The organism is Peribacillus sp. 05N428 (assembly GCF_056397085.1).
In genome coordinates this window covers 168,334-189,450 of sequence record NZ_JBFTMS010000003.1, presented here as the reverse complement: position 1 = coordinate 189,450, position 21,117 = coordinate 168,334, and the positions used below count along the sequence as shown (strand labels likewise).

Sequence of the window (21,117 nt, the reverse complement as noted above, 5' to 3'; positions counted from 1 at the left end):
TATATTTTGAATATTAAGATAATTTTTCATATGCCTCGTTAGTTAAGAAATCTGCAAAGTCCTCGGCTTCAATCAATTGTTCAAATAGTTTAGTAGACTCTTCAAACTTTCCTGATTTGAAAGTTTCTTCCCCTACTTCCGATTTAATGACCGCCAATTCTTCTTCTTTGATTTGATGGAATAATTCCTCGGTTATTTTCCTGCCATCTTCGAGAATGCCTTTTGGATGACGGATCCATTGCCAGACTTGAGCCCTTGAAATTTCAGCGGTTGCAGCATCTTCCATTAAGTTATTGATAGGTGCCGCACCTCTGCCGCTTAACCATGAGGCGATATATTGGATGCCTACATTAATATTCGTCCTTAAGCCTGCCTCTGTGATCGTTCCTTCCGGTACAGCCAGCAACTCTTGTGCTGTTACATGGACATCTTCCCGTTTCCGGAAAATTTGATTCGGTTTTGGGACGAGCAGATCAAAAACCTCTTTTGCCGTGCTTACCATACCTGGGTGGGCAACCCATGTTCCATCATGACCGTCTCTTGCTTCGCGTTCTTTATCTGCCTTAACTTTCGCAAAAGCCTCATCGTTCTTAACCGGGTCATTTTTAACGGGAATTTGTGCGGCCATCCCGCCAATTGCAGGAGCATTACGGCTGTGACATGTTTTGATTGCCAGTAAGGAATACGCCCTCATGTTCGGGACGGTCATCGTGACCTGCTGTCGATCTGGGAAAATGACATCATCCGAGTTACGGAATTTTTTCAGGAAACTAAAGATATAATCCCAGCGGCCACAGTTCAGGCCTGCCGAATGTTCTTTCAGCTCGTACAGAATTTCGTCCATTTCGAATGCAGCAAGAATTGTTTCTATCAAGACCGTTGCCTTGATGGTTCCTTGCGGGATTCTCAAATCGTTCTGTGCATATACGAATATTTCATTCCATAATCTTGCTTCGAGATGGCTTTCCATTTTCGGTAAGTAAAAGTATGGACCGCTTTGTTTTTCGACCAATGCTTTTGCGTTGTGGTAAAAGTATAGTCCAAAGTCAAAAATGCTGGCTGATATAGGCTGTCCATCCAAAAGGACATGTTTTTCCTCCAAATGCCAGCCGCGTGGCCTTACCTTTAGCACAGCTGTTCTTTCATTTAATTCATACACTTTGCCATTTGGATTTTTAAATGATATGGTTCCGCGGATTGCATCGCGCAGATTCAATTGGCCATCGATGCAATTCTCCCAAGTGGGTGAATTGGCATCCTCAAAGTCCGCCATGAATACATTGGCACCTGAGTTCATGGCATTTATGATCATTTTACGATCAACAGGTCCAGTGATTTCAACCCTGCGGTCCTGCAAATCATTCGGGAGGTGCGCAATCGTCCAATCACTTTCACGAATATGCTTCGTTTCTTCAAGGAAATCAGGAAGCTTGCCTTGATTCAGTTCTTCCTGAACGCTTTTCCGCCGTTCTAGAAGTTCTGACCTTCTTCCACTGAAATGCCGTTCCATTCTTTCGATGAATTGAAGAGCTTCCGTTGTAAGTATTTGTTCATATCCTGGCTTAATGTTGCCTGTAATCTGTAAGCCTTTTGCTTCCGTAATCATGTTGCCTCTCCACACCCTTTCCAACTCTTTTATGTTATAATACAGATGTTTTATTTCCTGTTTGTATTATATAACACGTTGTATAAATTTGTCACCAGTTTTTTCTAAAAAATCTAAAAAAAGATTTTTTAGCATGGAAAAGCCTTATTTACCAATGTTTCCAAGGGTATCATTTAAAAATCCTGTTATTATACACATTTCATTCTCGTGGAAATCATCATTCAATGGTGAAACAGAGAGCCATTTGTAAAGCAAAAAAGCACCCCATAAAAAAACGGGATGCTGTTGCGGATCTTTTTCAAAGACCAAAAAGGCTGCCTAAAAGCTTACGCCTTTAGACAGCCTTATATTTATTTATGCCGAATAATGGTAACTTTCCCTTTATTCATCCTGTTCATGATAAACCGGATAACAATCGGTTTGAGGAGATTCCGGGTTGGCGGAAACACAAGGATCAATCCCATGATATCCGAGATGAGCCCAGGAGACAGCAACAGTGCAGCTCCGATAAAGATACAGATCCCATCAATGATTTCATTTCCTGGCATCATTCCGTAACGAATCTGTTCCTGTGCCTTTTTCCACGTTTCCATCCCTTGCCGTTTAGCCAAATAGGCTCCGATCAAACCTGTGGCTACAATCAGGAACAGCGTTGGCCAAAAACCAATCAGATTGCCTGACAGCAAAAGGACAATAATTTCAACGACCGGCATCGCAATGATAAACATTAAAAAATATTTCATCTTCATTCCTCCTGCACAGCCCATTTCTGGTGCGGTACATCCATCTTACCTCATTGGCAAGGAATCAGCCAAAATTTCGTTTTACAGAACGTTTGCATGTCCATCATAAATGACTCCACGACCTGCATCGACCGTTATTCTTTGACCATCCGTGAAAACCTTGGTTGCGTCCTCCGCCCCAACGATGACCGGTATGCCCAATGTGACTCCTACAACAGCTGCATGGCTTGTCAAACCGCCTTCTTCCGTAATCAATGCCGCACACTTTTCAATTGCCGGCATCATTTCGCGGTCAGAACCGATTGTAACCAATACAGAGCCTTCCTTCACTTTTTCCAAAGCTTCCTTGGCATTCTTAGCGATAACCACTTCACCTTTCGCTGATTTCCTGCCGATTCCTTGAGCCTTCAAAAGAACCTCTCCTAACACATGAATTTTCATCAAGTTAGTCGTACCTGTTTCACCTACAGGCACACCGGCTGTAATGACGACTAAATCCCCATGGGAAACTAAGCCAGAATGCAGGCTTTCATCTATTGCGGTTTGAAGCATTTCATCGGTAGTCGTCGCTTTTGGACCAATCTGCGGATAGACTCCCCATGCCAAAGCAAGCCTTCTTGAAACATGATCATTGGATGTAACCGCAATGATCGGTGCTTTAGGGCGGTATTTGGAGATCATCCTTGCCGTATGACCGCTTTCAGTAGGCGTGATGATTGCCCCGGCATTAAGATTAAGCGCAGTGTGGGCAACGGATTGACCAATAGCATCCGTGACATTATGACGGTTCACTTTGCTTCTGACTGATAAGATATCCCGATAATCAAGGGCAGTTTCAGCACGTGAAGCAATGTTATGCATCGTTTGCACCGCTTCGACAGGATAGGTTCCAGCAGCTGTTTCGCCAGAAAGCATGATTGCATCCGTTCCATCAAATATGGCATTGGCCACGTCACTTGCTTCTGCACGGGTCGGCCTTGGATTACGCTGCATCGAATCGAGCATTTGTGTAGCCGTTATGACTGGTTTCCCGGCATTATTACATTTTTTGATCATTTGTTTTTGGACTAATGGCACTTCTTCTGCAGGAATTTCCACTCCCAAGTCTCCACGTGCCACCATCAAGCCATCTGAAACTTCCAAGATCTCATCAAGACGGTCCACGCCCTCTTGATTTTCGATTTTAGGGATGATTTGAATATGTTCCGCACCATTTTGCTGCAATAATTCACTTATTTCAAGCACATCGGAAGCCCTGCGTACAAATGAGGCAGCAATGAAGTCGATACCCTGTTCGATCCCAAAAAGGATATCCTGTTCATCTTTCTCCGTTATGCCAGGCAGGTTAACCGAAACTCCTGGAACATTGACGCCTTTTTTGTTCTTAAGTGTACCGCTATTCAAGATTTTCGTATGGATTTCTTTTCTGACCTCATCAATCTTCAACACTTCAAGCCCGATCAATCCATCATCCAAAAGGATTTTAGATCCTAGGTGAACATCATGCAGAAGCCCTTCATAGGTAATGGAGAATTTTTCAGGTGTTCCCAGGACTTCATTCATGGAAATAATGACTTCATTGCCGGCTACAAGCTCCATAGAATCATTTTCCATATTATTTGTCCGTATTTCAGGTCCTTTTGTGTCCAACAGGATGGCAACCTGTTTACCCGTTTTTTCGCTCGCTTCTCTGATATTGCGGATTCTAGCTGCGTGTTCTTCATGATTTCCATGAGAAAAGTTAAGCCGTGCTACATTCATTCCAGCCTCTATTAATTGAACCAGCTTTTCTATACTTTCACTTGCGGGGCCAATCGTACAAACAATCTTGGTTTTACGCATAGTGTCATCCTCCTTTAAGGAAAACTCGCCGCCTGTCCACTTCTTGAAGACAGGGGGCGCAGTGTTTTATGTCTTCTTTTAAATACCCATTACTAAAAAGCGATTCCTATCGGTCAATAAAAATGATTAAATGGATAGCTCAGCGGATAATTCATACATTTTCTTGTCAATTGTATGCGGTTTAGCAAGAGCTTCGATGATATCATAATCAACAAGTTGATTTTGTTCGATTCCGACTGCCCTGCCCCCTTTTCCTTCAAGAAGCAATTCAACGGCTCTTGCCCCAAGCCGGCTTGCCAATACCCGGTCATTTGCAGAGGGAGATCCTCCGCGCTGAACATGGCCCAGGACAGTTACACGGGTTTCAATTCCTGCTTTCGCCTCAATACTCCTGGAGATATCAACGGCACTTCCAACACCTTCAGCTACTATGATGATACTGTGCTTTTTCCCTCGGTCATGTCCTCGGTTCAGCTTTCCAATCAAATCATCTATTTCATATTCATATTCAGGACAAAGAATCGTTTCAGCTCCGCCAGCCAATCCAGCCCAAAGTGCAATATCGCCGGCATCTCTTCCCATCACTTCAACCACATAAGTCCTTTCATGAGAAGTAGCCGTATCCCGAATTTTATCGATAGCATCGATGACTGTATTCAGGGCCGTATCGAAACCAATCGTAAAGTCCGTACCCGGTATGTCGTTATCAATCGTTCCAGGAACCCCGATACAAGGGTAACCCCTTTCCGTTAAAGCTCTCGCCCCGCGGTAAGAACCATCGCCACCAATTATGACAATGCCCTCGATACCATGTTTATTCAATTGTTCAATCGCTTTCAGCTGGCCTTCCTCCGTCTTAAATTCCGGACAGCGAGCCGTATGTAACATCGTGCCGCCTCTATGAATGATATCCCCGACCGACCCAAGTTCAAGCTTCTTTATATTGCCATTTATCAGACCCTGATAGCCATGATAAATACCGAAGACCTCCATTTCATGAAAAATTGCTTTCCGGACAACTGCTCGGACTGCCGCATTCATTCCTGGAGAATCTCCTCCACTTGTCAATACACCTATTCTTTTCATAAATGTCACCTCTCTACAGCACTAATCAATTTTAAGCTTCGCTATATCATTGTACCCTTTTTCAAGCTTCAATAAGCAGTAACTGTTTCACTTATGCATACTTGATGTTATAAGCCTAACCGATTCTCTTCAGAAATTGAAGTAAAATGGTGTGAAACTTTACATTCTACACACAAACCATATTCTTTACTCGTTTCGGTAATGAATACATATGCGCGAATGAAAGGATGAAAAAACGTGTTGCCCCAGGCAGCACGTTTTTCCTTTTCCAAAATGTGTTTATGAATGCTGTTCCACTTCCTTAGGTTCGCCCTCAGGTTGTTGTTTTGCAAATTCATATTCACCGATTTTCTTGAATTTCATATAACGCTGGTTGATAAGATCATCACTATTTAATGGCAACAGTTCATTGAATGAACGTTTCAGGATTTCCTTGATGGCTTCTGCCTGTAAATTCGAATCCCGATGGGCGCCGCCCCTCACTTCAGGAATGATCTCATCGATGACTCCTAAGCGGTTTAAGTCGGGAGCCGTGATTTTCATCGTTTCCGCAGCCCTCTTAGCCTGAGAGGCATCCTTCCACAGCAAGGCTGCAGCCCCTTCAGGGGAAATCACGGAATATGTTGAGTTCTCAAGCATGAAAATTCGGTCTCCGACGCCAAGCGCCAATGCACCGCCGCTTCCGCCTTCACCAATGACAATACTGATGACCGGGACCTTCAGTCCTGCCATTTCGAAAAGGTTTTTCGCAATGGCTTCACTTTGCCCGCGCTCTTCAGCAGCTTTACCAGGGAAAGCTCCCTTCGTATCAATGAAACAAATAATCGGCCTGTTGAATTTTTCAGCCTGTTTCATCAGACGCAAAGCTTTTCGATAGCCTTCAGGATGGGGCATGCCGAAGTTACGACGGATGTTTTCCTTCGTATCCTTCCCGCGTTGATGACCGATGACAGTCACGGCAAGTCCATTGAATTCTGCGATTCCAGAGACAATCGCTTCATCATCCCCATAATAACGATCACCATGAAACTCGATGAAGTCATTGAATAACAGCGGAATGTAATCAAGCGTCGTCGGACGGGCTGGATGCCGGGCAATCTGAACACGATCCCACGGTTTAAGATGGTTGTAGATATCCACTTCCAGCTTCTCTAAACGCTTTTCCAATGTTTCGATTTCTGCTGTAAGGTCTACATCAGCATCCTTCGAAATTGTCTTTAGCTCTTTAATTTTATTTCTCAGGTCCGTAATGGGACGCTCGAACTCTAATTCGTAAATCATAACCACTCACCGCCCGGGGCATGGATTTTAAGGATCGTCGTCAAGGTTTCCTTCATTTCCGTACGTTTGACGACCGCATCCAATTGACCGTGCTTCAACAAGAATTCAGCCGTTTGGAAATCTTCAGGAAGTTCTTCACGAATCGTCTGCTCAATGATTCTTCGTCCCGCAAATCCAATAAGGGCTCCAGGTTCGGCTAGATTAATATCGCCAAGTGACGCGAAACTTGCCGAAACCCCGCCTGTGGTAGGATGGGTCATCATTGATATGATCAGTCCGCCTTCATTGCTGAATATCTTGAGTGCTGCACTTGTCTTTGCCATCTGCATCAAGCTCAAAACACCCTCCTGCATCCGGGCGCCGCCTGATGCCGTAAATATGATGAACGGAATCTTCAATTCACCAGCACGTTCAATGGCACGGGTAATTTTTTCGCCAACAACGGATCCCATGCTTCCCATCCGGAAATTCGAATCCATGATGGCAGTTGAAACTTGGTACCCATTGATGCTTCCGACTCCTGTAACAACCGCCTCATTAATCTTGGCTTTCTTTCTATCTTTTTCCAATTTTTCCAAGTAATCCGGAAAATCAAGCGGGTTAACGGAAATCATTTCTTTATCAAATTCATTAAAAGTGCCTTCGTCGAATAAAAATTCGATGCGCTCATGGGAAGACATCGGATGATGGTACCCGCAATGCAGACAGACTTTCTTGTTTTTCACCAATTCTTTTGTATACATGATTTTTTTACAGCCGGTGCACTTTGTCATGATTCCTTCTGGTACATCTTGTTTCTCCCGATCTAAAGGAACCGTTGCATATTTCTTCTTAGACTTCGCAAATAGCTCTTTAAGCAAGCTTAATCCTCCCTTTACCACCAATTATCTATTTTATGATACTTGGTACAAACTATATCAGAAATAAAATTAGTATCGTGTAAAAAGGTGTCATTCGCCCTTCGACATATTTCTAATTCTAATAAGATACGTTTCGATGGCTTTTTCTTCATCACGTTCGAGCAAATATGTAAGAAGTGCCAGATAATCTTCTTTTTTCACATTACCCTGTACCATCTCTGATGTTCTAGCATAGCTGTTGACAATGCGCCAAATTCTTTCCAGCAAACGATTGCGATTCATAATGGCAATTCTTAAAAAGAAATCATCATCATGAAACTTATCCGCTTTGACCCAGGCCATTAATCTTTTGATATCCTCAGCCGTAGCGAAAAAAGCGACGATCCGCAAACAGTCAATTTCAATCAGCCTTTTCGTCTCAGCCAAATCTTCTTGTACTTTTTTATCTTGCAAAAAAAAGGTTCCCAGAAGCTCGACTAGCTTATGCTCCTGGAAATCCCTAATAAACGTCCCTTCACCACGCCTTGTTTCTATTAAACCTAATAGCTCTAAGGCACGCAATGCTTCACGGACAGAGGAACGCCCAACATTAAAACGATCCGATAACTCCCGTTCTGATGGGATTTTATCTCCCGGCAGGAGGCTGTCCGCTTCAATCATGCTACGTAGGCTCTCAACGACATCGAGATAAATTTTGGATGAAGAAGTACGACCTGCCAAATTAATTATTCCTCACTTTTTCCAATGATCGCTAATTTCTTTGTTTTTTCTTTAATTACCTCTGGATCTACATTGATTCTAGCTACTCCAGTTTCCATCGCTGCCTTGGCAACAGCAGCCGCAACGGCAGGTGCCACCCTCTCATCAAATGGAGCAGGGATCACGTAGTCTTCGTTCAACTCATGCTCCTGTATTAATCCAGCAATGGCTTTTACTGCAGCGACCTTCATTTTTTCATTGATATGAGTCGCACGTACATCCAAGGCACCACGGAAAATCCCTGGGAAAGCAAGGACGTTATTGACCTGATTCGGGAAATCCGAACGGCCAGTTCCAACAACCTTGGCACCCGCTGCTTTTGCATCTTCCGGCATGATTTCCGGATCTGGATTAGCCATCGCGAAAATGATCGCATCCCGATTCATCGAAGAAACCATTTCTTTTGTCAATGCACCTGCGGCAGAAACACCTATAAATACATCAGCGTTTTCAATGACAGATTCCAAAGGTCCTGAAACCCTATTTCGATTGGTCACTTTCGCCACTTGTTCTTTTGTATCATTCATACCTGTCGAACGGCCCTCATAAATGGCACCCTTCGTATCACACATGATGATGTCGCGAACTCCATAGCTATAAAGCAATTTAATGATGGCAATGCCCGCAGCGCCTGCGCCATTCGCTACCACTTTAATTTCTGACATTGATTTATTCACCAGTCGTAACGCGTTCACAAGACCGGCAACAGTAACAATGGCTGTACCGTGCTGATCATCATGGAAAACAGGAATATTCATTTCTTTCTTGAGTCGTTCTTCAATTTCAAAACAATTTGGTGCGGCTATGTCTTCTAAGTTCACTCCACCGAAAGTCGGTTCGAGTAATTTAACGGTCTCTACAATTTTGTCCACATCCGTCGTTTTTAAACAAATCGGGAAAGCGTCCACTCCGGCGAAACTTTTAAATAAAACGGCTTTTCCTTCCATGACCGGCATAGCAGCTTCCGGACCGATGTTTCCAAGTCCCAAAACAGCCGTTCCATCAGAAATGACGGCAACCGTATTCCCCTTCATTGTATAGTCATAAACGGTTTCCGGCTTATCGTAAATATCTTTACACGGTTCTGCGACACCAGGAGAATAAGCCAGGCTCAAATCTACTGCGTTCCTAACCGGCACTTTCGAAACTGTTTCTAATTTTCCTTGATTCAAGCGGTGCATATGTAACGCTTCTTCTCTTAATGTCATAGTTTCACTCCTAAAACAAATTGGGTAACCCATTATCTTATATGCTGAAATCTAGTGGTCAGACCACAGCGGCCTGTTTTCAATATAACATAACTATTAAAGTTGTAAAACAGTTATTCTTTCTTGTAAACCACATTCCCTTTTCCCACCAAGTCAAATAATGCCTGCATCAATCTATCTGTAGGATTGACCCAATCCCAATAAGATAGCTGTACATAGCGGTTTTCCCTCTCGTAAAAAAGCATGACCTTGGTTTCACCGCTATGCTGCATTAAAATTTTTTTTATTTTTTGCAGTGTATCCTTCGTTTGCTTGCCAGCCTCAATTTTCAGGAATATCGTTCCGTTTTTTTCCTCTTTCATCTGCTTCACTTTTTCAAGCGGGTACACGTTCCGGATCAGGAATTGAGTTTTTCCATCCCGCTCTTCCAATGTCCCTTGCAGCATAACGAGTTGTCCATGATTCAAGTCGGCAGAGTGGTTTTTATAAACATTTGGAAAAACGACCGCTTCAATATCCCCCTCTTCATCACTGACGCTCAAGAAAGCCATCACATCGCCCTTTTTTGTCCTTATGGTTTTAACCGAGGTGATGTAAGCGCCAAGTAAGACTTTCGATTCCTTTTTATTAATAGCTTCATCTATTGTCAAACAGCCGAAGTGCTGAAAAAGTTCTCTGTAGCTTGTCACAGGATGATTCGATAGATAAAGCCCCAATGCGCTTTTTTCCAACGAGAGTTTGTCCTCGATTGGGATAGGATCGACCCGGTGGTATTTCGGTTTGAGTGAAAACTCGCCATCCGAAAACATATCGAATAGGTCATCATCCGGATTAACCAATTCCGTATGATTGATCGCTACGTCCAAGCTCGCCAACAATGTTGCCCGGTCTTCACCGAATTCATCAAATGCACCTGAATGGACAAGCGCTTCCAACACTTTTCTATTTACGATTTTCCCCGAAACGCGCAAACAGAAATCGAATAAATCAGCGAACTTCTTCTGACGCCTCGCAGCAAAGATATCTTTTAGGACCGTCCCGCCTATCCCTTTTATGGCTCCAAGGCTATAACGGATCCCTTCCTTTTCCGGTAAAAACGGGTAACCGCTCCGGTTAATCGAGGGAGGCAGAACCGCTATCCCTTTCTTCTTTGCTTCTCGGATATATTGCGAAATCTTTTCATCATTCCCGACAACCGATGTCAAAAGTGCTGCCATGAAATATTCCGGATGGTGGGTTTTCAAGTAACCCAGCTGATAAGCGATGAAACTATACGCCACCGCATGACTTCGGTTGAATCCATAGTTAGCGAAGCGGACAATCAAGGAATAAATCTCATCTGCCGTTTTTTCGGAGTATCCTTGTTTCAATGCTCCGCTCACGAAATGCTGCCGCTCTTGATCCAGAACATCCTTCTTCTTCTTCGAAACGGCACGTCGGAGCAGGTCAGCCTCCCCTAATGAAAACCCTGCTAAGCGGGAGGCGATTTGCATGATTTGTTCTTGATAAACGATGACCCCGTATGTAGGCTCGAGGATATCCTTCAAATCCTCGTGCAGGTAATCAATCGGAGCAAGTCCATGCTTTCGCTCGATGAACAGCGGTATATTTTCCATCGGACCTGGACGATATAGGGCATTGACCGCAACGATATCCTCGAATCGGTTCGGTTTCAGCTTGATCAAAACCTTTCGGATGCCATCCGATTCAAATTGGAACACTCCGGTTGTTTCGCCTCTGCCTAAAAGGGCCAGCGTCTCAGGGTCATCCATCGGAATATGGGACAAGTCGAGCTTTTTCCCCGTTCCCTTTTTAATGTTATTTATAATATTATCGATGAGCGTTAAATTGCGGAGTCCAAGAAAATCCATTTTAAGAAGTCCCAGTTCTTCGAGAAGGTCCATTGGATATTGAGTCAGGTGGATGCCCTCATGGCCTCCCTGAATCGGGATATGCTCGGTCAGTGCCTGGTCACTGATGACGACGCCGGCGGCATGTGTCGAAGCATGGCGAGGCAGCCCTTCAAGCAATAGCGCGGTTTGAAATAGTTTTTGATTCAGGTCACTCTCATTAACAAATTCCCTAAGCCTTTTCGATTCCTTGAAAGCCTCGGGAAGCGTGATGCCCAGACGGCCTGGAATCATTTTCGATACCGCTTCCTGTTCCTTTGAATTCAGGCCGAAAACACGTCCTGTGTCCCTTAACGCAGCCTTGGCAGCCAATGTTCCGAATGTAATGATCTGTGCTACATGAAGTTCCCCGTACTTCTTCGCGACATAGGCAATCACTTCTTCACGGCGGTTATCCGGAAAGTCAATGTCGATATCCGGCATCGAGACACGTTCCGGATTCAGGAAACGCTCGAACAGCAAGGAATGTTCGATTGGATCGACATCCGTGATCGACAGCACATAAGCGACCATCGACCCTGCGGCCGACCCCCTTCCTGGACCAGTCAGGATTTGATGATCCTTAGCGAATTTCATGAAGTCCCAAACGATTAAAAAGTAATCGCTGAATTTCATCTTGGTGATGATATCCAATTCATATCGCAGGCGATCTTCATATTGAATGGATGGTTCCGGCACTCTTTTCTTCAGCCCTTGGAAGCAGATGGTTTCGAGCATTTCCTCGGCTGTGGCTCCATCCTCAGTAGGGTACTTAGGCAGAAGTGAACGATGAAATGAAATGTCCAGATTGCATTGCGCGGCAATATGCAGTGTATTTTCGAGTGCATCCGGCCTGTCATGGAATAGTTCTGCCATCTGAGACCGGCTTTTCAAATAAAATTGATCCGATTCAAGGACCATATGCGTCTCATCCGCCAGCTTGTCGCCATTTCCGATTGCCAATAAGACTTCATGAGCGAGTGCATCGCTTTCGTTCAAATAATAGACTGGATTCGTCGCGACAATCTTTATCTCTAAATCTCTCGCCAACTGACTTATGGCTTCGTTACCTTTTTCCTCTTCCGCAATCGAAAGTCTCTGTATGGATACATAAAAGTTATCATGACCAAAAATTTGCAGAAATCGCCCTGCTGCCTGTTTGGCTTCTTCAGGGTTTTCTTCTCTCAATAGCGTTTCTATTTGCCCCTCTGCACCTGGTGTGATTGCAATCAAGCCCCCGGAATAGGCTTTAAGCCAATTCATTGGAATGCCTGACGGGGATTTCGTTTTTATGGCACTGCTTATTTTAAGCAGGTTTTTATATCCTTGCAGACTCTTTGCCAATAAAAGAAGTCCATGTGGAGATTCCCGTTCATCAAGGACATCCGCAAGTATGCCGATAATCGGCTTAATGCCCTGCTTCTTGCATTCTTTATAAAAATAGACCGAACCGTACATAACATTTCGATCGGTTAAGGCAAGACTTGTACAGCCATCCGCTTTCGCTTTGGCCACAAGTTCAGTGATCTTCACCGTACTTGTCAGCAGGCTGTATCCGCTCTGAATATGGAGATGAGTATACACGTTTTTTTCTCCCACCTTTGTAAGGCATGTTTCTTTTCATTATAGTGTTTATTTCAAAAAAAGAAAATATGTTCTCATTACCAATGCAATTTAACTTCCTGATTTCCGGCGACTATCATAATACCTCTGAACATCCCATATAAATGGAATAGAAGAATATCAAGCAAAAAAGGATGATGATATATGAATGAAGCCTTTGTTCCAGCCTTCCTCAACAGCTTTTTCATATCGCTTGGCGTATTGCTTGGCGGCTCGATAATCGGGGGCCTCGCCGCTTTTTTTACTGGACAAGCCCCGATGACGACTGTATTCCGGCTGTCGGACAGCCTTCGTATTTGGGCGATTGTCGCTGCGATCGGGGGAACTTTTGATATGGTCTATAATTTTGAACGCGGTATTTTCCACGGGGAAACGAAGGATATAGTCAAGCAGGTCCTATTGATACTATCTGCACTTGGAGGGGCACAGACAGGAGCACTGATCATCAACTGGTTCACGCAGGAGCATATTTCACCATGAGGATTCCTCCCTATCACCGGACTCCTACCTGGCAGCGTTTTTTTGCCGGGGCCGCACTTGGCGGATTGATCAGCTGGGGGATATTCTTTTATATGCATGGTGTCCAGCAGGAGAAGCAGATCCTGACCCTTCACGAACAAAGAGAAAAGATTAAGGATTTAAACGGGAAGATCGCAATTTGGGAGCAGGATTATAAAAAATTGAACGAGAAAAACGAGGAAATCCTGACGATTCAGGAAGTGGAAGTAACGATCACGAATGAAAAATACAGTCTGGATCAGCTGAGTATTGCAGAAGCGGAGGATGTAATTGAGGACGACCTATCCTCTCTTCTCGCCAAAGATGTCGCCAGTGTCTATGACGGAAAGATGCTGTTGAAAAAATCGATAGAAAACAAGATCATGACCATCAATAAAAAGCGCTATCGACTTGAAGTCGTTGAAATCATGTTTTATACGAAAATGAATATAGAAATCAAACTAAAAAGGACTACTTCTTAAGGATGGGTGAGTATCCACCGAATTTAAAAGACCAAATCATTTGTGATTTGGTCTTTAAGTTTTTATCATTCCGCTTTATTCAACTCTTCCATGTCGGCAAGGATATTATCCACTTCATCCCAAGAATAGATCGAAGCCCCTGCTGCAAACGGGTGGCCTCCGCCGTTATATTTACGGGCAATCGTATTGATAATCGGTCCTTTAGAACGGAAACGGACCCTGATTTCTTGATCCTCTTCAATGAAAAAGACCCATGACTTAACATTTTTAATGGAACCTAGCGAGGAGACGAGCTGCGATGCCTCAGATGTGGAAGCATTGAATTTTTCAAGTATATCTTTCGTGATGATCATTTTCCCCGTTCCATATGGAAGGATTTCAAAATGCTGCAGCACATATCCATTCAACCGGACTATGCTTTCCTCGACGTCATACATCTCCTGATATAACTGCGGGCGGGAGAACGAATAGTGAATCAATTCACTGGCATAGGCAAATGTCTTTTCAGTTGTGCTTTGGAATAGAAAACGACCTGTATCGCCAACAATGCCTGCATATAGAAGGCGTGCCGCTTCATCACTCATCTTCAAGCCTTGTTCTTTACCGAACTGGTAAAACTCGTAAATCATTTCACTTGTGGAACTTGCCGATGTATCGACCCAACGCATATCCCCATACGGATCTTCATTAGGATGATGATCGATCTTAATCAGTTTATCCCCCGTCGTGTAACGTGCATCACATATCCGGTCCGTATTTGCGGTATCACAAACGATGACCAAGGCACCTTGATATGTTTCATCCGAAATCACATCGAGCCTTCTTAAATAATTCAATGACGGTTCCTCTTTCCCGACCGTATAAATTCGCTTTTCGGGGAAAGATGCTTTCAGGATTTCCGCCAATCCCCCCTGTGAACCATAAGCGTCCGGATCTGGACGGACATGACGATGGAGAATGATAGTATCATAACGCTTTATATCTGCTAATATTTCAGCTTTCATATTGATCTCCCCTTAACATATGTATTATCGAGCCTTATAAAGATGATATATTTCATTTAATCAAAAAATTGCGGAAATAGGAAGACTCATCTTGTTTACTGTGGCATTCTCTTTCATTTCCCGCTACAATAAAAAGGTACATATGTTAAATTGGGGGAATTTCAAACGATGCCTATTCTTGTCACCTTGATCGTTCTTTCACTAGGGGTCTATCTGTTTTATAAAATCAAATCGGTCCGAACCAGAATGCCGATGGAGAAAAAGTGGATTTCAGGGAAGTCTTCCATTGCCCTCGGTGCGTTTGTCGCACTATTCGGAATCAATCAGCTTTTTCTATTCCACACGACCATCACTTATATCATTGCCGCCGTTTTCATCTTCGTTGGCTTATTCAGTATTTGGGGCGGCTATAAAATGTATAAATTTTATTTGCCGCATGCAATCGAAGAAGCTGCAAATCAAAAAGGATAATCGAATTTCGATTATCCTTTTTATTTTTCATGATCGGTCCAGCAATTGACAAGTCAACATCGCCTTGCCGACAAGTTTGCCTTGGTTAAACACCTCGACATCGACTTTTCCGAATTTACGTCCTACATCAAGGACACGCGGATGGATTTCAAGCGTACTGTCGATCTGGACTGGCTTGATAAAGTAGATCGTCATGTTTTCCACGACCAAGTCACCGCGCTTATAGCTTCTAAGTGCACGATTTGCCGAGTCGGTGACCAATGTCGTGAACACACCGCTTGAAATGGTGCCAAGGTAATTGGTCATCTGCGGGGTGACGCCATAGTTATACACTTCCTCGCCCTTGCCGCGATTCGAAGTCATCACAAGCTGGCTGGTGATCGTATCGTCGATCGTTTCGCCGACCTGAGGCTGCCTTTGACTCATTTGCAATGCCTTCAGCACATCCTGCCTGCTCACGATACCCTTTAGGATATGACTGTCATTCACGACCGGGATTAACTCGATCCCTTCCCAAACCATCATATGTGCAGAAGATGCCACACTCATTTTATCGCCTACGGTCATCGGGTTTTTCGTCATCACCTTATCGATGAGCGTCATCTCTTCCTGTCCGATGATATCTTTTGATGTGACCATTCCTTGAACCTTCATATTGTCATCGACAACAGGGAAACGGCTATGCCCCGATTCCTGATTCAGTTCATGCCAGGTCTGAACCCGGTCACCCACTGTCAAAAAGGTCGTTTCCTGTACGGGTGTCAAAATATCCTCCACCAGCAAGATTTCCTTTTTGATCAATTGGTCATAAATCGCCCGATTGATCATCGTTGCAACGGTAAACGTATCGTAACTCGTTGAGATGACAGGCATCTCCAATTCATCGGCTAACCTTTTAACAGGCTCTTCAGTATCGAATCCCCCGGTGATCAGCACCGCTGCACCCGCTTTTAACGCGTGCTCATGGGCCTGTGTACGGTTCCCGACGATCAGCAGGTTTCCTGCCCCTGTATATCTCATCATGGCATCCAGCTTCATCGCCCCGATGACGAATTTATTTAATGTCTTATGAAGTCCCGTTTTCCCTCCAAGAACTTGTCCGTCAACAATATTGACTACCTCTGCAAAAGTGAGCTTTTCAATATTCTCTTTTTTCTTTTTCTCAATGCGGATCGTGCCTACCCGCTCAATCGAGCTCACGTAGCCCTGGTTCTCCGCCTCTTTAATTGCCCGGTATGCCGTACCTTCACTAACATTCAATGCTTTAGCTATTTGACGGACGGAAATCTTTTCGCCGACAGGGAGCCCATCGATATGTTTCAATATTTGTTCATGCTTTGTAGCCAAGCGCTTCACCCTTTTCACGGTATTCCTATTCTCCATTATAAGGTCAAAGAGCCTAGTTTATCAAACAACTACTAGTATTGGCGCAACCTTTTGTATTCCGGCTGTCGTTTTACCTTTTGTTTCTTAGGAGAGTATAGTATGCCCGTCAAGTTTCCAGCTACCGCCAACAATGCAAACAACAGCCAGGATCCAGCAAACAGGCCCTCCAGACCGCCACTTTCCAACGACAAACGCGGCACGGCATAATACAGCATCACACCGCATAAAAGCAAACACAGTAATAACCTCTGTTTCATCCAATCCCCCCTTTTTTTCATCTATTCATTTTATGCCTGTGAAAGGAAAAAAGACTTGGCTGCTGAGCGAGAGTTTACTTTCAGATAGATTCACTTTGTATGGATTCTTTTTTCATAAAAGAGGAGTGCATTTACTCGATATACATAAGGAGGGATTAGTTTTTGTCAAACATATCAATTCAATAATAGTTGCTTTGAGCGCCCTAACTATAGATGGATGTTTCGAAGCAGGTACTAAAGTGGCAGTCAATGGAGAGGAAAATGATTCTAAACAGACAGATAATAAAAAAGTGTCAGAAATAAAAATGAAGTTTAGAAAAGAAACTCACTGTACGGGGTAGTTTGCAAGGAAAACAGGAAGCAGTAGTATTGTAAAACACCAATCATCACTTGGTCTACAGCGGTGCAGACAAACGCACCAACAACCACGACTTTCCCATGCATTAGATTTGGAAACTGGACGCTATCTCGATAATGAGATATACGGAAGTGTATATGTAAAATAATGAACTTGACTTATTTTCCTAAAGTACTCCTTTTCTAGTAAAAAACAAAAAGTCTTTAGTAAAGGCGGATATAAATTGTTAAGTCTTAATGGAGAAAGAAAAAGTCAACTCACAAACCTTCCAAAACTGAGGGCAATTGGGTTTCTCTCTTAGTTTTAATGCAGAGTTGATTGGAGCGGGTGTGCGAGACTCCTGCGGGAATGCAAGTCCAAGGGAGACCCCGCAGGCGCATAAGCGCCAAGGAGGCTCCCGGACCGCCCGCGGAAAGCGAGTGCCTGCAGTGGAAAGAAACGGTCAAATATTACAAACCAAACTGTCGACACACTCCATTATCATCGAACTTATCTATAGTCTGATGGAAGCACCTGCAGGCTCCCGCTCCTTTTAAAAGTCTATTTCATCCCCGGCTTCCATGATCAGTCCATTTTCCTCTTCAAGCAAGTCGAGGAATTTTTCAGGATCCTGTTTGATGACAGGGAAAGTATTGTAATGAATCGGCACGACTTGTTTGGCTTGAAGGAATTTCGCTGCAAGTGCTGCATCTTCCGGGCCCATGGTGTAATTGTCGCCGATAGGCAAGAATGCCAAGTCAATCGGATGTCGTTCCCCGATCAGTTTCATATCGGAAAATACCGCTGTATCCCCTGCATGATAGATCGTTTTCCCTTCTATCGTAAGCAATATTCCAGCAGGCATTCCTAAATAAATGATTTGCCCCTCTCCATTATTGAATCCCGTTCCATGGAAAGCTGGCGTCAGTTTCACTTTTCCAAAGTCGAACTCGAAAGCTCCGCCGATGCTCATCCCGTGGGTCCTGACCCCTTGATCACCCAGGTAGTCGGCAATCTCTGCAATGCCGATGACAAGCGCATCATGCCTTTTGGCCAATTCAACCGTATCACCGACGTGGTCATTATGGCCATGTGTTAAGATGATCACATCCGGTTTCACATCTTCCACCTTCAAATCGGTCAATTCGTTTCCAGTAATGAATGGATCGATTAAAATCGTTTTACCATTCGTTTCGACTTTTACAACTGCATGTCCATGAAAAGATACTTTCATTTTTGATGCTCCCTTCCCATACCAACAATTTTTTTATGTAGCTTTCTTAGGCCTTTCCCATTTACTATACTTTTAAATATTGCTAAGGTAATTATATCTTATTAATGGAGGTACCGTCATGAATGAACGTTTGAAAGAACTACAAACTTGGCTACAGGCGAATGAAGCTGAAGCCGCTTTACTTACATCTACAGAGAGCATCTTCTATTTGAGCGGGTTTTTTAGTGATCCTCATGAAAGACTGCTGGCACTTGCCATTTTTGCAAATGCCGAACCTTTCCTTGTCTGCCCGCAGATGGAAGTTCCGGATGCTAAACAGGCTGGATGGGATGGAGATATCATCGGTTACACCGACATTGAAAATCCTTGGGAAAAAGTTAAGCAAGCAGTCAAGGATCGCGGTTTAACCATTCATACAATGGCCATTGAAAAAGAGCATATGAATGTGGAACGTTATGAAAAGGTCCAACAACACTTCGGAGCACCGAAGCTTGTTTCCGCAGAAGAAAAACTTCAAAAGATGCGAATGATCAAATCGGAAGATGAAATGGTCAAAATCCGTGAAGCATGCCGCCTTGCCGACTTTGCGATTGAAGTGGGTGTCAGCGAAATTCATGAAGGTAAAACGGAAATGGAAATCCTTGCAGCGATTGAATAYGAATTGAAAAAGGCCGGAGTGAGCCAAATGTCTTTCTCCACCATGGTCCTGACTGGTAAAAATGGCGCTTCCCCGCATGGCACACCTGGGAATACGAAGGTTCAGCGCGGCGACCTTGTACTCTTTGACCTTGGCGTCGTTCATGAAGGGTACTGCTCTGACATTACTAGAACAGTTGCTTACGGAGATATCAATGATAAACAGGCAGAAATATATGAAACTGTACGTAGAGCACAAGAAGCTGCCGTTGCAGCCAGTAAACCTGGTGTATCCTGTTCCGAGATAGACTTGACAGCCAGAAACATCATCAGGGATAAAGGATACGGTGAATTCTTCCCGCACAGGCTCGGCCACGGACTTGGGATCAGTGTCCATGAGTATCCATCCTTGACTGAAACGAATTCCCTCGAACTTCAATCCGGAATGGTTTATACCATCGAACCTGGCATATATGTTCCAAATGTTGCAGGTGTCAGGATTGAAGATGATCTATTGATCACCGATGCCGGCTGTGAGGTTTTGACCAAATTCCCGAAGAGCCTGCAAATCATAAAGTGATAATGCATGAACCATTTAATATAACGAAATCCGAATACCCCCGCCTTCATTTAAGACGGGGGTATTTTTTCAACATATCAACTAATCGGTCCGCAGTTCATACTTCATTGCTTTATCACTGCCGTCAAACCAAATGACCAGCCATTCACTGTCTATTCTTATGATTCCCCTCTCGTCACCGAGATAATAAACAACATTATCTTCCTCTTTAAAATATTCCGTTTCTGTTGGAGACCCTAAAAGCGTGAACACTTCATCTTTTGTCATGCCTATCAATTCATGTTCATTGGTTAAGTCATCTACCAGGTAGACTCTTCCTTTATCATCATTTAACCATCTTTCAGTGGTGAACCTTGATCAGATTCATTTACCCCTAACAGAACCACACAAAAAACTAGAAGGGCAAAGCCAAGGCTTGATATGACTATAAATCTAATCTTGAGTTTCCTTTTATTATGCTTATTGGTATATTTCCATGAAATCCATTGAAAAAATAGTAATAGAATAAATGGAAGCAGCAGTGCTGCTATACTCATAAAACTGATCGGAGCATGTATAAAATTGATGAAGAAAATATAAATGAAATAGATCAAAGCATAAATTAAAGCATAGTTTACTATTTTTGAAACACTCAAAGAAAAAACTCCCCTCTCACATCAAAGGTTACCATTAATAAACAAATAAGGTAAAAGGGAGAGATTTTCGTTATTTCATGATTCATTACATCATAATAAGGTTGGAATCATATGGTTTCATTTGCGATTTCCAGATTATTGGCATAAACATTCGCTAATTTGTTACAATTGAAATCAGATCCATAAGGTAAATCATTGTATAATAGGAATGAAATAGAAGGAGGAGATTCACTTGAATAGTATAGATTATAAAAATATTCTTGTAGCAGTGGACGGCTCGGAAGAAGCAGAGTGGGCCTTAAAAAAGGCCATCTACCTAGCAAAACTCAGTGACGCTACCCTTGTGCTCACACACATCGTGGATACAAGGAATTTCCCTACTGTCGAAGCTTATGATATGACTATCCGTGATCACTCTGAAACCTTTGCCAATGAGCTCTTGGACAAGTATAAAACGGAAGCCATTGCCTCCGGGATTACAAAGGTCCAAACAGAAGTTGCCTATGGTTCTCCTAAAGTTCAAATTCCAAGGGATTTAGCGAAAAAGCATTCGATCGATTTAATTGTCTGCGGTGCAACAGGCCTTAATGCAGTCGAACGTTTCCTTATCGGCAGCGTGTCGGAAGGCATCGTTCGCCATTCAAACTGTGATGTAATGGTCGTTCGTACGAATCAAAGAAAATGATAAAAAGCTCGTTCG

21 protein-coding genes are annotated in these 21,117 nt (G+C 43.5%); 6 read left to right on the top strand and 15 right to left on the bottom strand.

Going from position 1 to position 21,117, the window contains the following annotated elements; genetic code table 11:
* Positions 1 to 13 precede the first annotated feature (13 nt).
* The 9 genes from aceB to dnaE all read right to left on the bottom strand — a co-directional run bounded on the left by aceB (position 14) and on the right by dnaE (position 12,858).
* Positions 14 to 1,606, bottom strand: coding sequence for a malate synthase A (aceB, locus tag AC1DIV_RS04225; protein WP_477575830.1), 1,593 nt, complete (start codon positions 1,604 to 1,606; stop codon positions 14 to 16).
* A 350-nt stretch (positions 1,607 to 1,956) separates the two neighbouring features.
* Complete coding sequence (locus AC1DIV_RS04220; protein ID WP_034309123.1) at positions 1,957 to 2,349, bottom strand: FxsA family protein; 393 nt, start codon at positions 2,347 to 2,349, stop codon at positions 1,957 to 1,959.
* Positions 2,350 to 2,430: 81 nt separating this feature from the next.
* Positions 2,431 to 4,191, bottom strand: coding sequence for a pyruvate kinase (gene pyk, locus AC1DIV_RS04215; protein ID WP_063594385.1), 1,761 nt, complete (start codon positions 4,189 to 4,191; stop codon positions 2,431 to 2,433).
* A 126-nt stretch (positions 4,192 to 4,317) separates the two neighbouring features.
* Positions 4,318 to 5,277: a 6-phosphofructokinase gene (gene pfkA / locus AC1DIV_RS04210; RefSeq protein ID WP_340877178.1), complete on the bottom strand. Its 960-nt coding sequence runs from the start codon at positions 5,275 to 5,277 to the stop codon at positions 4,318 to 4,320.
* 279 nt (positions 5,278 to 5,556) lie between these two features.
* Positions 5,557 to 6,558, bottom strand: coding sequence for an acetyl-CoA carboxylase carboxyl transferase subunit alpha (gene accA / locus AC1DIV_RS04205; RefSeq protein WP_053535914.1), 1,002 nt, complete (start codon positions 6,556 to 6,558; stop codon positions 5,557 to 5,559).
* A complete protein-coding gene (accD, locus tag AC1DIV_RS04200; RefSeq protein WP_063594386.1) occupies positions 6,555 to 7,418 on the bottom strand; it encodes an acetyl-CoA carboxylase, carboxyltransferase subunit beta in 864 nt (287 codons plus the stop codon). Before accD ends, accA begins: the two co-directional genes overlap by 4 nt.
* A 90-nt stretch (positions 7,419 to 7,508) precedes the next feature.
* The gene (locus AC1DIV_RS04195) at positions 7,509 to 8,138 is read right to left on the bottom strand and encodes a FadR/GntR family transcriptional regulator (protein WP_105718762.1); all 630 of its coding nucleotides are present in this window, start codon (positions 8,136 to 8,138) and stop codon (positions 7,509 to 7,511) included.
* 5 nt (positions 8,139 to 8,143) lie between these two features.
* Positions 8,144 to 9,385 (bottom strand): NADP-dependent malic enzyme, encoded by a 1,242-nt coding sequence (gene ystJ, locus AC1DIV_RS04190; RefSeq protein ID WP_323596514.1) that lies wholly within the window; start codon positions 9,383 to 9,385, stop codon positions 8,144 to 8,146.
* 113 nt (positions 9,386 to 9,498) lie between these two features.
* Positions 9,499 to 12,858 carry a DNA polymerase III subunit alpha gene (gene dnaE / locus AC1DIV_RS04185; protein WP_340877179.1) on the bottom strand — a complete coding sequence of 1,120 codons (3,360 nt, stop codon included), beginning with the start codon at positions 12,856 to 12,858 and terminating at the stop codon, positions 9,499 to 9,501.
* A gap of 183 nt (positions 12,859 to 13,041) precedes the next feature.
* Here dnaE and ytrH point away from each other — a divergent pair, with 183 nt between their 5' ends.
* Positions 13,042 to 13,377, top strand: a complete 336-nt coding sequence (gene ytrH, locus AC1DIV_RS04180) for a sporulation membrane protein YtrH (RefSeq protein ID WP_034309135.1) — start codon at positions 13,042 to 13,044, stop codon at positions 13,375 to 13,377.
* The gene (gene ytrI, locus AC1DIV_RS04175) at positions 13,374 to 13,877 is read left to right on the top strand and encodes a sporulation membrane protein YtrI (protein ID WP_251539779.1); all 504 of its coding nucleotides are present in this window, start codon (positions 13,374 to 13,376) and stop codon (positions 13,875 to 13,877) included. Before ytrH ends, ytrI begins: the two co-directional genes overlap by 4 nt.
* Before the next feature lie 65 nt (positions 13,878 to 13,942).
* Here the strand turns inward: ytrI and AC1DIV_RS04170 are convergent, their stop codons facing one another.
* Positions 13,943 to 14,881, bottom strand: coding sequence for a DHH family phosphoesterase (locus AC1DIV_RS04170; protein WP_251539780.1), 939 nt, complete (start codon positions 14,879 to 14,881; stop codon positions 13,943 to 13,945).
* Between the two features lie 168 nt (positions 14,882 to 15,049).
* Between AC1DIV_RS04170 and AC1DIV_RS04165 the strand changes: the two genes are divergently transcribed.
* Positions 15,050 to 15,352 (top strand): YtpI family protein, encoded by a 303-nt coding sequence (locus AC1DIV_RS04165; RefSeq protein ID WP_034309143.1) that lies wholly within the window; start codon positions 15,050 to 15,052, stop codon positions 15,350 to 15,352.
* Positions 15,353 to 15,379: 27 nt separating this feature from the next.
* Here the strand turns inward: AC1DIV_RS04165 and AC1DIV_RS04160 are convergent, their stop codons facing one another.
* Together AC1DIV_RS04160 and AC1DIV_RS04155 are read right to left on the bottom strand one after the other, a co-directional pair.
* A complete protein-coding gene (locus AC1DIV_RS04160) occupies positions 15,380 to 16,699 on the bottom strand; it encodes a DRTGG domain-containing protein (RefSeq protein ID WP_034311452.1) in 1,320 nt (439 codons plus the stop codon).
* 71 nt (positions 16,700 to 16,770) lie between these two features.
* Entirely contained in the window at positions 16,771 to 16,995 is a 225-nt protein-coding gene (locus AC1DIV_RS04155; RefSeq protein WP_034309145.1) for a hypothetical protein, read from the bottom strand.
* Between the two features lie 642 nt (positions 16,996 to 17,637).
* On the opposite strand from AC1DIV_RS04155, the gene AC1DIV_RS04150 reads away from it, so the two are divergent.
* Complete coding sequence (locus AC1DIV_RS04150; RefSeq protein WP_477575828.1) at positions 17,638 to 17,889, top strand: hypothetical protein; 252 nt, start codon at positions 17,638 to 17,640, stop codon at positions 17,887 to 17,889.
* Here the strand turns inward: AC1DIV_RS04150 and AC1DIV_RS04145 are convergent.
* Positions 17,886 to 18,566 carry a metal-dependent hydrolase gene (locus AC1DIV_RS04145; protein ID WP_048681095.1) on the bottom strand — a complete coding sequence of 227 codons (681 nt, stop codon included), beginning with the start codon at positions 18,564 to 18,566 and terminating at the stop codon, positions 17,886 to 17,888. The two genes, AC1DIV_RS04150 and AC1DIV_RS04145, sit on opposite strands and share 4 nt — an antisense overlap.
* 118 nt (positions 18,567 to 18,684) lie before the next feature.
* Here AC1DIV_RS04145 and AC1DIV_RS04140 point away from each other — a divergent pair, with 118 nt between their 5' ends.
* Positions 18,685 to 19,782 carry a M24 family metallopeptidase gene (locus tag AC1DIV_RS04140; RefSeq protein WP_048681093.1) on the top strand — a complete coding sequence of 366 codons (1,098 nt, stop codon included), beginning with the start codon at positions 18,685 to 18,687 and terminating at the stop codon, positions 19,780 to 19,782.
* 81 nt (positions 19,783 to 19,863) lie between these two features.
* Here the strand turns inward: AC1DIV_RS04140 and AC1DIV_RS04135 are convergent, their stop codons facing one another.
* The gene (locus AC1DIV_RS04135; protein ID WP_477575826.1) at positions 19,864 to 20,049 is read right to left on the bottom strand and encodes a hypothetical protein; all 186 of its coding nucleotides are present in this window, start codon (positions 20,047 to 20,049) and stop codon (positions 19,864 to 19,866) included.
* Positions 20,050 to 20,111: 62 nt separating this feature from the next.
* Complete coding sequence (locus AC1DIV_RS04130) at positions 20,112 to 20,417, bottom strand: hypothetical protein (protein ID WP_477575825.1); 306 nt, start codon at positions 20,415 to 20,417, stop codon at positions 20,112 to 20,114.
* Positions 20,418 to 20,658: 241 nt separating this feature from the next.
* On the opposite strand from AC1DIV_RS04130, the gene AC1DIV_RS04125 reads away from it, so the two are divergent.
* The gene (locus AC1DIV_RS04125; protein ID WP_477575891.1) at positions 20,659 to 21,102 is read left to right on the top strand and encodes a universal stress protein; all 444 of its coding nucleotides are present in this window, start codon (positions 20,659 to 20,661) and stop codon (positions 21,100 to 21,102) included.
* Positions 21,103 to 21,117: the final 15 nt, after the last annotated feature.

What these genes read in the sequence shown, in the direction of transcription:
- aceB (WP_477575830.1), bottom strand. Translation starts at nt 1,606, where the DNA reads ATGATTACGGAAGCAAAAGGCTTACAGATTACAGGCAACATTAAGCCA.
- AC1DIV_RS04220 (WP_034309123.1), bottom strand. Translation starts at nt 2,349, where the DNA reads ATGAAATATTTTTTAATGTTTATCATTGCGATGCCGGTCGTTGAAATT.
- pyk (WP_063594385.1), bottom strand. Translation starts at nt 4,191, where the DNA reads ATGCGTAAAACCAAGATTGTTTGTACGATTGGCCCCGCAAGTGAAAGT.
- pfkA (WP_340877178.1), bottom strand. Translation starts at nt 5,277, where the DNA reads ATGAAAAGAATAGGTGTATTGACAAGTGGAGGAGATTCTCCAGGAATG.
- accA (WP_053535914.1), bottom strand. Translation starts at nt 6,558, where the DNA reads ATGATTTACGAATTAGAGTTCGAGCGTCCCATTACGGACCTGAGAAAT.
- ystJ (WP_323596514.1), bottom strand. Translation starts at nt 9,385, where the DNA reads ATGACATTAAGAGAAGAAGCGTTACATATGCACCGCTTGAATCAAGGA.
- ytrH (WP_034309135.1), top strand. Translation starts at nt 13,042, where the DNA reads ATGAATGAAGCCTTTGTTCCAGCCTTCCTCAACAGCTTTTTCATATCG.
- ytrI (WP_251539779.1), top strand. Translation starts at nt 13,374, where the DNA reads ATGAGGATTCCTCCCTATCACCGGACTCCTACCTGGCAGCGTTTTTTT.
- AC1DIV_RS04170 (WP_251539780.1), bottom strand. Translation starts at nt 14,881, where the DNA reads ATGAAAGCTGAAATATTAGCAGATATAAAGCGTTATGATACTATCATT.
- AC1DIV_RS04165 (WP_034309143.1), top strand. Translation starts at nt 15,050, where the DNA reads ATGCCTATTCTTGTCACCTTGATCGTTCTTTCACTAGGGGTCTATCTG.
- AC1DIV_RS04155 (WP_034309145.1), bottom strand. Translation starts at nt 16,995, where the DNA reads ATGAAACAGAGGTTATTACTGTGTTTGCTTTTATGCGGTGTGATGCTG.
- AC1DIV_RS04145 (WP_048681095.1), bottom strand. Translation starts at nt 18,566, where the DNA reads ATGAAAGTATCTTTTCATGGACATGCAGTTGTAAAAGTCGAAACGAAT.
- AC1DIV_RS04135 (WP_477575826.1), bottom strand. Translation starts at nt 20,049, where the DNA reads ATGACAAAAGATGAAGTGTTCACGCTTTTAGGGTCTCCAACAGAAACG.